Source organism: Pseudobutyrivibrio sp. LB2011 (assembly GCF_000701765.1).
Taxonomy (GTDB): domain Bacteria; phylum Bacillota; class Clostridia; order Lachnospirales; family Lachnospiraceae; genus Pseudobutyrivibrio; species Pseudobutyrivibrio ruminis.
In genome coordinates, this window is the sequence record NZ_JNJS01000001.1 from 746,012 (window position 1) to 758,459 (window position 12,448).

General features: G+C 40.6%; 17 protein-coding genes. 1 reads left to right on the forward strand and 16 read right to left on the reverse strand.

What is annotated here, in order from left to right; all coding sequences use genetic code 11:
• Window positions 1–3: 3 nt before the first annotated feature.
• The 13 genes from T375_RS03460 to T375_RS03520 all read right to left on the reverse strand — a co-directional run bounded on the left by T375_RS03460 (window position 4) and on the right by T375_RS03520 (window position 8,962).
• On the reverse strand, window positions 4–897 hold the full coding sequence (locus tag T375_RS03460) for a polyprenyl synthetase family protein (RefSeq protein ID WP_044934816.1): 894 nt from the start codon (window positions 895–897) through the stop codon (window positions 4–6).
• Between the two features lies 1 nt (window position 898).
• A complete protein-coding gene (xseB, locus tag T375_RS03465; RefSeq protein ID WP_044934819.1) occupies window positions 899–1,129 on the reverse strand; it encodes an exodeoxyribonuclease VII small subunit in 231 nt (76 codons plus the stop codon).
• Between the two features lie 8 nt (window positions 1,130–1,137).
• Window positions 1,138–2,346 (reverse strand): exodeoxyribonuclease VII large subunit, encoded by a 1,209-nt coding sequence (gene xseA, locus T375_RS03470; protein WP_044934822.1) that lies wholly within the window; start codon window positions 2,344–2,346, stop codon window positions 1,138–1,140.
• Window positions 2,346–2,768 carry a transcription antitermination factor NusB gene (nusB, locus tag T375_RS03475; protein ID WP_044934825.1) on the reverse strand — a complete coding sequence of 141 codons (423 nt, stop codon included), beginning with the start codon at window positions 2,766–2,768 and terminating at the stop codon, window positions 2,346–2,348. Before nusB ends, xseA begins: the two co-directional genes overlap by 1 nt.
• A 107-nt stretch (window positions 2,769–2,875) precedes the next feature.
• Window positions 2,876–3,253: an Asp23/Gls24 family envelope stress response protein gene (locus T375_RS03480; RefSeq protein ID WP_044934828.1), complete on the reverse strand. Its 378-nt coding sequence runs from the start codon at window positions 3,251–3,253 to the stop codon at window positions 2,876–2,878.
• A gap of 41 nt (window positions 3,254–3,294) precedes the next feature.
• On the reverse strand, window positions 3,295–4,014 hold the full coding sequence (gene surE / locus T375_RS03485) for a 5'/3'-nucleotidase SurE (RefSeq protein ID WP_044934831.1): 720 nt from the start codon (window positions 4,012–4,014) through the stop codon (window positions 3,295–3,297).
• Between the two features lie 63 nt (window positions 4,015–4,077).
• The gene (gene queF / locus T375_RS03490) at window positions 4,078–4,572 is read right to left on the reverse strand and encodes a preQ(1) synthase (RefSeq protein WP_044934834.1); all 495 of its coding nucleotides are present in this window, start codon (window positions 4,570–4,572) and stop codon (window positions 4,078–4,080) included.
• A 14-nt stretch (window positions 4,573–4,586) separates the two neighbouring features.
• Complete coding sequence (gene queC / locus T375_RS03495) at window positions 4,587–5,273, reverse strand: 7-cyano-7-deazaguanine synthase QueC (protein ID WP_044934837.1); 687 nt, start codon at window positions 5,271–5,273, stop codon at window positions 4,587–4,589.
• A gap of 11 nt (window positions 5,274–5,284) precedes the next feature.
• Entirely contained in the window at window positions 5,285–5,857 is a 573-nt protein-coding gene (folE, locus tag T375_RS03500) for a GTP cyclohydrolase I FolE (protein WP_044934840.1), read from the reverse strand.
• Between the two features lie 16 nt (window positions 5,858–5,873).
• Window positions 5,874–6,542, reverse strand: coding sequence for a putative 7-carboxy-7-deazaguanine synthase QueE (queE, locus tag T375_RS03505; protein WP_044934843.1), 669 nt, complete (start codon window positions 6,540–6,542; stop codon window positions 5,874–5,876).
• An 8-nt stretch (window positions 6,543–6,550) separates the two neighbouring features.
• On the reverse strand, window positions 6,551–6,970 hold the full coding sequence (locus T375_RS03510; RefSeq protein ID WP_044934844.1) for a 6-pyruvoyl trahydropterin synthase family protein: 420 nt from the start codon (window positions 6,968–6,970) through the stop codon (window positions 6,551–6,553).
• 193 nt (window positions 6,971–7,163) lie between these two features.
• Window positions 7,164–7,922 carry an SDR family NAD(P)-dependent oxidoreductase gene (locus tag T375_RS03515; protein ID WP_044934846.1) on the reverse strand — a complete coding sequence of 253 codons (759 nt, stop codon included), beginning with the start codon at window positions 7,920–7,922 and terminating at the stop codon, window positions 7,164–7,166.
• A gap of 11 nt (window positions 7,923–7,933) precedes the next feature.
• On the reverse strand, window positions 7,934–8,962 hold the full coding sequence (locus T375_RS03520; protein WP_044934849.1) for a glycoside hydrolase family 5 protein: 1,029 nt from the start codon (window positions 8,960–8,962) through the stop codon (window positions 7,934–7,936).
• A gap of 186 nt (window positions 8,963–9,148) precedes the next feature.
• Between T375_RS03520 and T375_RS13520 the strand changes: the two genes are divergently transcribed.
• Window positions 9,149–9,556, forward strand: a complete 408-nt coding sequence (locus T375_RS13520; protein WP_242839255.1) for an SHOCT domain-containing protein — start codon at window positions 9,149–9,151, stop codon at window positions 9,554–9,556.
• A 48-nt stretch (window positions 9,557–9,604) separates the two neighbouring features.
• On the opposite strand, the gene T375_RS03530 is transcribed toward T375_RS13520, so the two are convergent.
• The 3 genes from T375_RS03530 to T375_RS03540 form a co-directional block, all read right to left on the reverse strand.
• A complete protein-coding gene (locus T375_RS03530) occupies window positions 9,605–10,717 on the reverse strand; it encodes a hypothetical protein (RefSeq protein WP_044934853.1) in 1,113 nt (370 codons plus the stop codon).
• A gap of 149 nt (window positions 10,718–10,866) precedes the next feature.
• Window positions 10,867–11,817: a DnaJ domain-containing protein gene (locus T375_RS03535; RefSeq protein ID WP_044934856.1), complete on the reverse strand. Its 951-nt coding sequence runs from the start codon at window positions 11,815–11,817 to the stop codon at window positions 10,867–10,869.
• A gap of 348 nt (window positions 11,818–12,165) precedes the next feature.
• A partial coding sequence (locus T375_RS03540) for an integrase core domain-containing protein (protein ID WP_044933647.1) occupies window positions 12,166–12,448 on the reverse strand: 283 nt, incomplete at its 5' end.

Sequence of the window (12,448 nt, forward strand, 5' to 3'; positions counted from 1 at the left end):
ATTTTAATTGTCTCTGTAGACAAGGTATTTAAGTAGCTCATTTAAAAACTCGTTGTGATTATCTAAGCTATTAAGTTCTTCAACTGCCTCGTCTGTAAGACGCTTTACCTCTTCCTTGGATTTTTCTATACCTGCAAATGTAACGTAGGTACATTTTTCGTTTTTCTCGTCTGAGCCAATTGGCTTGCCAAGCTTTGCTTCATCTCCTTCGATATCAAGGATATCATCCTGAATCTGGAAGGCCATGCCGATTTTGCCTGCCACGCTCTCAACGAGAGAAACCTGTTCTTCACTGGCGCCAGCTAAAACTGCACCAATCATCATAGATGCCTCAATCAACGCACCAGTCTTTAGCTCGTAGATGAAATGAAGCCTGTCCTCTGTCATGTCTAGCTGCTTCTTTTCAGCCTCCACATCTACAACCTGGCCACCAATCATGCCGAATACACCGGCTTTTCTGGCCAGAATTCGCATTGCCTCTGTGACGCGAACCACATCTACATCTGCATCGTATGCATTTAATGCAGTCTCGAAAGCATAGTTTAAAAGAGCATCTCCTGCAAGTACGCCCATTGCCTCACCGTATGCTACATGCACAGTAGGCTTGCCACGGCGAAGTGCGTCATTGTCCATTGCTGGTAAATCGTCGTGAATCAACGAATATGTGTGAATCATTTCGATGGCAGCCATAAATGGCTCGATCACATCGCCAGTGCCACCGAAAAGCTGAAACGTCTCATTCATAAGGATTGGACGAAGGCGTTTACCGCCTGCTGTAACCCCGTATTCCATTGCATCAAATATGATGCCCTGTAATCCCTCTACATCCGGCAAAAATCTGCAAACAACATCCTGTGCAGACTCTGCTCTTACGCTAAGTTCGTTTTTAATGTCCATTTTACTCAACCCCTTCAAACACCTCAAAGCCGCCATCTTTACTGATTGCCATGACAGCCTTTTTAGTCTGTTCTATTTTTGAATTAGCTTTTTGAAGCTCTTCCATTCCGCTTTTATACAAAGCAAAGGATTCATCCAAAGTGACATCTGATGATTCCATCTTTGTGATTATCTCATCGAGAGCCTGAAAGCTTTCTTCGATTGTTGTCTCTTTTGTTTCTTTTTCTGCCATACGTGCTCCTATTTATCCTTTGAAATGCTGGTGATTTGGCTCTCCAGCATACCATCCTTTACTCTGATACTAAGACTATCGCCAACGGAAAGATTTGATACGCTATCAACCTTTTTTCCATCAGGACCAGTAACATAACCGAAACCGGAAGCCAATCGTTTGGCTGGTGAAAGACCATCCAAACGACCGGAAGCCGCAATCAAACGACTTTCGTAGCGCTCTATTTTGGCGTTCATAAGGCTGTTGAGCCTTTCGTAGAGATGATTCAGCTTGTCCTGATTTGCTTTTATTTTGTTCTCTGGTCTGAGAGATTGTAATCGTAGTTTGTAGTTCTCAAGCTGAGAAGTGATTGATGAAAGCTTGTAATCCAATGTGCTGTTGAGCCTATCGGAATATCGCTCTACCGTTCTGGCAAAATCTTCGTAAACAAAATTAGCCAGCTCTGCTGCTTGAGAAGGTGTAGCTGCTCTTTTATCTGCAACAAAATCCGCAATTGTGAAATCTGTTTCGTGGCCAACGGCAGATATGATTGGTGTGCTGGCTTTGAAAATAGCTCGTGCTACCGGCTCCTCATTGAAAGCCCAAAGGTCTTCGATTGAACCACCACCACGACCTAGGATGATAACATCCAGATTCAACTCATCCAGGCAATTGATTCCGGAAATGATGGAAGGCACTGCCCCCTCACCCTGAACCTGAGCTGGATAAAGAATCAATTCTACAAAAGGATTTCGTGTCTTAGATACTCGGATGATATCGTGAACAGCCGCTCCTGTAGGAGCTGTGATGATACCGATTCTCATAGCGTGGCTTGGAAGTGGCTTTTTGTACATGGCATCAAACATACCGCTTTCTTCAAGCTCCTGCTTTAATGCTTCGAAACGCTGATATAAATCGCCCACACCAGCCAGCTCTATCTCGTTTGCATACACTTGATATCTGCCGGCAGCCGCATAGATTCCAACATATCCGGTAACCACAATCTGGTCTCCGTCCTTCATGTTGAACTTTAGCCCTTTTGCTCGCTTGCCAGCAAACATTACACAAGAAATAGATGATTTATCATCCTTCAAAGTAAAATATATGTGTCCTGTATGATTGTACTTGCAATTAGAAACCTCCCCTGATAAGGAAAGGTTTCCAAGCATAAAATCATCAGAAAACATACGCTCAATATATGTATTTATCTGAGATACACTATATACATTTTTATTCATTATACTAATTTAGCAAGTGCTCCATTAACGAATCCAGCAGAAGAATCTGTACCGAATTCATCAGCAAGTGAAACTGCCTCATTGATAGCAACACCAACAGGAAGATTCTCGAATTTGATTTCGTATAAAGCAAGTCTGATAAGTGTTAAATCAACCTTTGCCATACGTGTAGTCTTCCAACCATCAACAGACTTGTTAATAAGCTCGTCGATTTCTGGAAGCTTAGCAATGATATCCTCAGACTTTGTCTTGATATACTCTTCATCCTCAGCTGTCTTGTTGTTTTTAGCAAGATCCTCTGCTTCTGCATTATCACGGCCGCCAAGGAATGTGCTGATTACGCTATCCATATCCTCTGCATCATGAAACTCGTTCATAAATACAGCCTTAAATACTTCTTTTCTAATTTCATGTCTATTCATAAATAAAAACTCCTGAAAATCTAATAGTTTAGACTAATATAGGGTGCTACTTAAAATAGCACCCCATAATTATACATTAATATGCATAAAAAATAAATAAATCCTGATTAATTGTTTCCTGCTACGCTAACAGTTGCGATACGGATATCAACAGCTGTAACCTCAAGACCTGTCATTGTCTCAACTGCTGATTTAACCTTTTCCTGAACCATGCCTGAAACCTTTGGGATTTCGTAGCCATACTTCATATTGATAGCCATGTGTACTGAGATCTTGCCTGGCTCGCTATCTACTACTCTGATAGCCTTTGCAAGCTTTCCCTGACCAGCCTTTGAAATAGTTTCAGATGTAAGGTTGCCTGCAAGTGACTCAACACCATCAACCTCAACTGCACCAAGGCCAGCGATAATTCCAACAACCTCTTCAGAGATGTTTACACCGCCATCGCCATTAATATTTATAACAAAATTCTTGTTCTCTGCCATATCTGCCTCCTAAAAATCATAGAAAAACTATCGTAATTATATCAATAACCTACATTATTTACAACCCCGACAGACACATAGTTATTAAGGATTGCATCAAAGTCTGTGCCCTCCTCTGCAACCGGTGTATAGCAGCCATTTACCATGTATCTGACGCCGCCATCATCAAGGTTTTCCACCACATCATAGCTATCTTTATAAAACATTCCTCGGGAAACTTTTCTGTCGTATAAAATACCCCCACAATCCGATAATTCGCATCCTGGGAAGTTGACATTATGAATCATACCAGGTGCAAGTGGTTCCGCCAAAAGCTTCTTTAAAACCTGCTTTATATATTTGTCAGTTACCTGATGGCAATCACAAGCCCCTTCCGAAAGGGCTATTGCATGATACCCTTGGAACGCTCCCTCAAAGGCTGCTCCGCAGGTAGCTGAATACTGAATATCCGAAGCGCAATTGTATCCATAATTAATTCCTGAAAGTACTACATCCGGACGTTCTGGCATAACGCTTAAGCCGCCAACTCGAACACAATCTCCAGGTGTGCCACTGCAAGAATATGCAAAAACACCCTCTACAGGAAATTCCTCACATGGGTAAACATCAATGGAATTATGAAGGGAAATACTGTGGCTTGCTGCACTTCTCTGGCTTTCAGGTGCAACTACCCAAACCTCACCAAACTCCTTAGCTGCTCTGGCTAAACGAATAATTCCATCTGAATTTATACCGTCATCATTTGTAATTAGTATTCTCATAAAAATCTCCCAGAAATAAAATAAAGACAGACTATCTGTCTGCCTTTAAATTTATCATATTTATTATCTGTTATCTACTTTTTCTGGATACATATCGTGATTGAAAAGTCTGTCCTCTGCAACCTTTTCCCACTTAGTTCCTGGCTTACCGTAGTTGCAATATGGGTCGATAGAGATTCCTCCTCTTGGAGTGAACTTGCCCCAAACTTCGATGTACTTAGGATCCATAAGCTTGATCAAATCCTTCATGATGATGTTTACGCAATCCTCATGAAAATCACCGTGGTTTCTGAAGCTGAATAAGTAAAGCTTTAATGACTTACTCTCTACCATCTTTTCACCTGGTACATAAGAAATGATGATGTTTGCAAAATCTGGCTGGCCAGTGATTGGACAAAGTGATGTAAACTCTGGGCAGTTGAACTTTACAAAATAGTCATTCTCAGGATGCTTATTAAGGAATGTCTGAAGCATCTCTGGTGCGTAGTTATCTGGATAAACGTTATTTTTATTTCCTAAAAGTGTAAGTGTTCCTTCTTCTTTTCTGCTATCTGTCATAGTAGACCTCCTAATTAATTCTCATACTCGATTGGATCTTTGATTCCGTTTAATTCAAATGCTGCAATTCTGTCGATACAGGTACCGCACTTGCCGCATGCCTTATCGTGACCTTCGTAGCATGACCATGTAAGCTCATAAGGAACTCCAAGCTCCATGCCAAGCTTTACAACACCGGCTTTATTCTTATTGATAAATGGAGCCTCGATTGTAAGCTGCTTTCCACTTCCTTCGTAGATGGCTGTGTTCATTGCATTGTTGAAATCGCTAGAGCAATCCGGATATGCGTTACCAGCAGCATCATCAGCATGAGCACCATAATAGATTTTTGAGCATCCCTTAGAAAGTGCAATTGCTGCTGCGCTAGAAAGGAATAATCCATTTCTAAAAGGCACATAAGTGCTTACTGGCTTACCATTCGTCTTTTCAAGCTGTTTGTCATATGACTCCTCAGGAATCTCACCATCAGAATGCTGAAGCAATGTGCAATCACTAAACTGGAACATTGTAGATAAATCAAGTGTGATATGCTCCACTTTGTAGTATTCACAAACTGCATCTGCAGCCTTAATTTCTTTATCGTGACGCTGACCATAGAAAATAGAAAGTCCCACCACGTTTTCATGTCCATATTCTTTTACTGCCAAGGCAAGACAAGTTGTGCTGTCCAAGCCTCCGCTAACAAGTACTAAAGCTTTCATATCAATTCTCCTTATAATAATCTCTGAAGTAAGTCTCTATCAGTCTTGAAACGACCTCTTAATGTCTGTGTATGAGTCTTTGCACTGGCATTTTTGATTCCACGTGCTGTCATGCAGCTGTGGCTTGCTTCGATAAATACAGCCACATCCTCAGAACCTGTAACCATCTGGATGATTTCTGCAATATCGTTGCCGATACGTTCCTGAAGCTGAAGACGCTTCGCTGCCATATCTGCAATACGTGCGATTTTTGAAAGGCCGATGACCTTGCCATTTGGAATGTAGGCAACGCTGACCTTCATATCATACATAAGCGCAAGATGATGCTCGCAATATGAGAAAACTTCGATGTCCTTTACAAAAACAAGATCCTGATTTGTTTCATCGTAGTAATCCTCATCAAAGGTCTTGTTGAACATCTCTGCAATCTGTTCATTTGTGTAATTCATGCCCTCAAAAACTTCTTCGTACATGCGAGCAACTCTATCAGGAGTCTCCTTAAGACCTGCTCTTTCAGGGTCATCACCAAGGGCAATAATAATATTTCTAATGCTTTCTTTAATAAGCTCTTTATTTATAGCCATGACTTTCCTTCCTATATTAAACGCCTCTTTTATTTGGATCCCAAATAAATTTGTGAAGCTGTAACTGCAATCTTATATCATTTCTTTTGTGGTCAATTAAGTAATCAACCATATCTGCTGGCTCAATTCGTCCAAACACAGGACTAATCAAGCAAGTACATTTATCGGAAATACGATAATCATCAACAATCTTGCAAACCTTATCAAGCTCACTTACATCAGAGCAAACAAACTTGACTGTGTCCTTTGCAGTAAGAACATCAAAGTTTGAAAGAAGCATTTTATCTTCCATTCCCGAACCTGCCAGCTTGTAATCAAGAGTAAATGCTGGCGGATTATCTATACAAGCAAATGGGTGTATATCAACACTTCCATTTGTTTCTATCTCAACAAAAATATCAGGGTTTGCAGCAAATGCCTTCAGCAAATCAATAACATGTGGCGAAAGAAGTGGCTCACCGCCTGTGAGAGTAACACGCTTCACTCCAGTAGAGATGACGTAGTCCACAATCTGTGTTTCTGTCATTTCCTCTGCAGGAGCATCTGCTGTACAAGCCCATCTGGTGTCACAATAGCTACAGCTAAGATTGCAGCCACGAAGCCTGATGAACACTGCAAGCTCACCTGCATGCTGGCCTTCGCCATTTATACTTACGAATTTTTCTACTACATTGAATACCGACATAACTCCTCCTACTTGCTATAGCTTGCGCAGTTGTTTGGAGTTTCATATACAGTCACTTCAGCAACCTCAAATCCGTATTTCTCAAACTTCTCATAAAAATACTTTGAAAAGTTTTCTGCTGTAGGTCTGAAAGGAACCACTCTCATAAGGAAGTCTTCGTCCTTGAGAGCTGCAACAGTTGTCTCCTTTAGTGATCCTTCTTCATATATAAATGTGTGATCAAAGAAATCTGTCTCTTTCTTGAGAGCATTTTTTACATCACCAAAATCTACAACCATGCCACGCTGCTGACCTTCAGCCTGAAGCTCGTTAGCCTTTATTTTAAGAATCACTCTCCAGCGATGACCATGAAGATTAGAACACTTGCCTTCGTAGCCACTTAAAAAATGAGCGCCGTCAAATGATGCTTCTGCAGTTAAATAATACATTGATTTCCTCCGGAAACAGGACCTGATTTTCTCAAAAAGAAAAGGCTGTAGATGCGCACCTACAGCCTAATTGATTTCATAAAGAAAAAATTAGTCCTGGTTTTGTTTAGGGACAGGATGGTACAAACGAACTGTCCTATTTAATTATTAAAGCCTCTGTATGATAAACCCATACTTGAAAAAATGCAACCCTTTAGCCAAGTTTCTTTTTCTGCTGATGGCCTGTAAGCTTAACAAGAATTGGAATTGGTAGCAAATGCTGGAAAGCCATGGCAAGTCTCATACCAAAGCCTGGCACGATAATAGTTTTGCCTCTATCCATTCCCTTCAGCGCTTCTGCTACGCATTTTTCAGGGCTTATTCCCTTCAATGCAAAAACTACATCTGCTCTGTCATTGAACTCTGTATCTACAGGCCCTGGGCAAAGAGCTGAAACCTTTACCTTTGAGCCTTTTTCCTTGAGCTCTACTGCAACAGCGCGAGTAAGGCTTGTGACATATGCCTTGCTTGCGTAGTAGCCAGCCATGTATGGGCCACCCGGAAGAAGACCTGCTGATGAAGCTACGTTTAAAATCTGACCAGCACCATCTGCATCCATCTTTTGAAGAATTCCTTTAAAGAGGATGTGCATTGCAACATCATTTACCTTTATCATAGAAACTTCTCTATCAATATCTGTTTCAAGGAATGAACCAGCAACACCAAATCCTGCATTATTGATAAATACATCGATGCGCTCCTCCTTCAGCTTATCAAGAAGGGCAAAACATTCCTTTTTCTTGCTAAGGTCACCTGAAATAATTTCCACAGGAACATTTACCTGCTCTGCAAGTTCATTAAGTCTGTCTACTCTTCGTCCTGTGACAATCAGTCTGTATCCTCTGTCTGCAAGTCTCTTGGCAAACTCAAGGCCGATGCCTGATGTTGCTCCTGTAATAAGTGCTGTCTTCATTAAGCCTCCTATTAAATCATTTTCAAAATATCGTCTCTTACGGAAGCCATGTGTTCATCTTCGATACCGAAATCCATCTGTCTGAAGCTCCATGCTGCACGGCCAATGCCATACTCATCAAAGCACTTGCAAATCATTTCGTACCATTTCTTGCTATCCTCTGGAGATGCAAGATTGATAACGCCAAACTCTCCACAATAAAGAGCAACGTTTCTTTCATCTGCCACACGAACGGCTTCCTTTACCAAGTCTCTAAAGAACTCTATTCCAATTTTATCATTCTCGTTGTAAGAATCAAAGTTAATAGTGAAGCCTTCAAGATTATTTCGAGTATTCTGCTTGTACTCCTTGTATGTAACATCAAATGGCATTCTGAAATTATTGTCCATTGTTGGAATCCAATATGCACCCTGATGTGTGAAAATCAGTGGCTCATAGCAATGGAAATTGTAAACGATATTTTCATCGTAAGGTGGCGCAATGTCCTTTAGTGATTCAATTGCGTTGTTGTAATATCCTCCGATAAGGATTTTGATGTCTGGAGCATACTTTCTGATACGCTCCACACATGTGCTGGAAATTCTATTCCATGTATCGCAGTATTCCTTCTTAGTAACCTCATTTAAAAGCTCAAAGCTAAGACGATCAGAATACTTTCCAAATCTCTTTGCGAACTCTCCCCAAAGAAGATAGAAACGCTCCTGATATTCTTCATTTTCAAAGAAGCCAGTCTCTGCCTCTCCCTCATCAAAACTAAAGCCTGCTGTTTTGTGCAAATCAAGAACCATGTTCAAGCCATTTTTTCCAGCCCAGTCAATTGCATTTTGAAGATACTGGAAGCCATCTTCTTTATAGTCCCCAGCGCCGCGTTCTACAAGCTCGTAATCCACAGGAACTCTGAAATGATCCATCCCCCATTTCTTGATTGTTTCAATATCTGATTCATGAATAAATGAATCATAGTGCTCCTTTGTATGGACGCACTGAGAAAGCCAGCCTCCCAGGTTGATTCCATGGATATAACCTTCAAATGTTTTCATAATATCCTTCTCCTTATATGTTATTAAACTAGTTATATTCTAATAAAAGGAGGGATTTTCGTAAACGTTTAAGTAACTGAAGACATGATATTTTTCGTAATTGGTAAAAATATTAAATTATTACTGACTCAGCATTTAAAGAGTGATACAATAATTGACAGATATTTTAAATTAGGGAGGAAAGATATGAGTAATTTTTCAGCAGCAGAGGAAATCCAAAAGTATAAGGATTTGCTTGACCAGGGAGTTATCACAGAGGAAGAATTTGAACAAAAAAAGGCTGATTTGCTTAATGCAACACCTATCACAACTAGCTCATCAGCAAGCATGAGCGCACACACAACAGGTATTGTTGCATACCTTACATGGATTGGATTCTTAATCGCAGTTCTTGTAGGTGATCGTGAGGGAGCTAAGTTCCACATCAATCAGGCTCTTGTAATCAACCTCTTCTTCTTCGCATGTGCTATTCCAGTACTTGGATGGGTTTGGTGGATTATTATGGTTGTTCTTTGGATTATGGCATTAGTTGGTGCTTGCAATGACGAGCAGAAACCAGTTCCTATTCTCGGCGGAATTAAGATTCTTAACTAAAACAAAAAGGGTACGTACCAATAAGTACGTACCCTTAATTTTTATCATTTAGAAATCTGATAAAGCTTTAAACTCAAGGTCTGTGTAATCCTCTGAAGCAGCTTCTCTAGAAGTGAATTCATCCTCGGTAACATTTTCCCATTCATCTTCCATGTAGCTTATGAACCATGGCTGATCCTCATTTGTATAAGCATCGATTTTTGTTCCCCACTGATACATCAGTTCAGAAGAGTTTGGCTCCATACAATATACAAGCTTGCCATTTTCAAGTGCGCCGCTTGAGTACTCATTTACAATCATACCTTCGCTGTAAACATAGAATCGATTGCGAGCTGTTCCAGAAGCCACGAGTGCTGGTTCGCCATCTACCATTGTGTAGATATCGTAGATAGAACCTCTCAGCTCGTCATCAACAAGTGTGCCTACGAACAATTCGTCGACGCCATCTTTATCAGTATCGTAGTAAGCAATACCTATACCTGAAGCGCCATCTGTCTGTGAAATGCTATAGAATTCTGGGCTCATGCCATTCTCTTCAAGCTTAGATGCATCCCATCCTTCATCAAGTGCAGTCTGATATTTTGCAACTACATCTCCGTAAAGGTCCTCACCCTGGGTGCCGGCCAAATATTCAAATGTTGCACCATTAACACCGGTCATGTTAGCAACAACATCCTCTGCTGTATTGTAAAGCTTTTCGAAGTCCTCTGGCATCTCTGTGTATGTTTCAAAATCCCATTGAACTTCAGTTGCATATCCTAATACAACCTCGTATTGCTTTCCATCTGCATCAGTAAGTTCACCCTTTTTAACATAAGGGCCGCCGTAGAACTCTGGTGGCATCTCTCTTGCCCATATCGTATATGCCATACCATTGTAACCAGCATCTTTAGATTCTTTGTGATAAAGAGTAATCTGCTGATCCTCAACCTCTGCCTCATATACGCCTTCAAGGTCAGCAGGCATAGTGATTGAAAACAGTGAATTTGAAAGAACCTCTCCTGTCTCAGCTGCTGTGGCATTATTCTCTGTTGTTTGTGACTCTGATGATTCCGCCTCCCCTGCAGTCTCATTACTAACACTGTTATCAGCATTGTTCGCTCCACAAGCCGAAAGTAACAACATAGAGCAAATTAGTATTGAAAATACCTTATTTTTCATTTTGTTTCTCCTCATTTAATTAGCATTGTGCACATCTGTTCCTAACATAATAGCACAACAAAATTTACATACTAGTGGTATAAGTAAAAGTTCACTGTTATTTCATACTTTCTGATATTTTGAAATTTCTGTTATCGCATTTACGATACTTAAAATCCTTCATGCGCGTACTTATCTAATAATGCTTGTATTTGATTGTTTGTACTTTCTACAGCCGATGTTTCAGTTGGTAGAATCCTGATCCACAAATCTAAATCAACGTACTTATTGCCTCTACGTGTTTTCTGAATATCATCTACCACTACCATTTTCACCTGTGCTTTCTTCTGCTCAAAAAGCGGGATGACTACATAATAAAGTCTGTCATCCTTGAAGCTTAGGTAGCCTATAATCTCTCCCACCTTATTTCTAAGAAACAGCCTGTGATTAGAAACGCCCGCAGGATAAAGCATACTGCCAGGCTTTGGTGGAGTTGCACCGGGTTCAAGCTCTACCATTGCATTCACTTTATAAGAATCTGCTTCCACAAGTGCCAGTTCATTTAAAGTAAGCGTGCTATCAATGAATTGACCAGTCAGCAGGTAAGTAATATCAGCAAGGTATTTTTGCTTAATTATCTCTGGCAATTCAAAGAACAAGGATGGTCTGGCATTATCAAGTAGCTCCTTGCTTGTTTCATAAAGGCTTTTCAAAAACATGGAAAACTCTTCGTCCTTTGTCCATATGTACTTGCCTCTAGCGATTTCGATAGTGCCTAAGTTGTTCCCTTCAAAATCCTCCACCTCATGCAGGATTGGCCTTGCACAAAATGCATTCTTGTTTTCCCTCGCAGACCAAGGCCTGTGCTTAGGGCGCGATGTTTTTTTTGTGGCGCTGCGATTCGATTTGTTGCTTTGGTCTCCAGAATTGGTTGCGCTGTCGTCATAGTCCTTCATAATCAGCTCATAGGCTGTATTAATCTTCGCCGCCAGCTTACTATCATCAGAATCGCTATTATCCGGATGATGCTCATGCATCAGCTTTCTATATTTCTTTTTTATTTCACGCTTATCCTCGCTGCCATCCAGCCCTAGGATTTTACGCGCTTGGCTTTTGTTCATGTGTTGCTCCTGTAGATCTGTAATATATTGAACCAATTATAAAAGATATTCTAATTCATTACTTTATAAATGAACATCTTTTGTTTCAACCTGCTAGACACATCATATCTGCCAAGTTATTTCAGTCAAGGGCAAGCCTTTGGAGCTTCGCTCCCTTGACTTCATAACTTTTGGCAGATACATGTTAGTCAAGCAGGCTTGAAACTGAGACTGTGGCGAAGCCGCAGTTCTACTTAAACTGAGCTGAAACACGCGGATTTGTTCTTTCAGTATTTCCGCGTGTCCATTTCAGGCTTACTGAACACGCCTTTTTGCTATTTTGCACTAGTCAAGCAAAAGTAGACAGGTTTACGTGTTTTTACACATAGTTTCTCCACTGTAATACTCTCGATACTGTTTTGGAGTCAGATAACTCAGAGAGTAGGCAGGGCGTTCTTCATTGAAGAACACTATGTATCTGGCAATGTCTTTTTCAATGGTGGCATTGCTTGTTATATGTAGATCACTAAATATCTCTGCCTTAATCCAACCATTAATCGCTTCCATAGCAGCATTATCAGTAGGAGTTCCCGCACGGGACATAGAGTGAATTATGTTATAAAGTGGCAGTATTTCATTAAAGTTTTTAGAT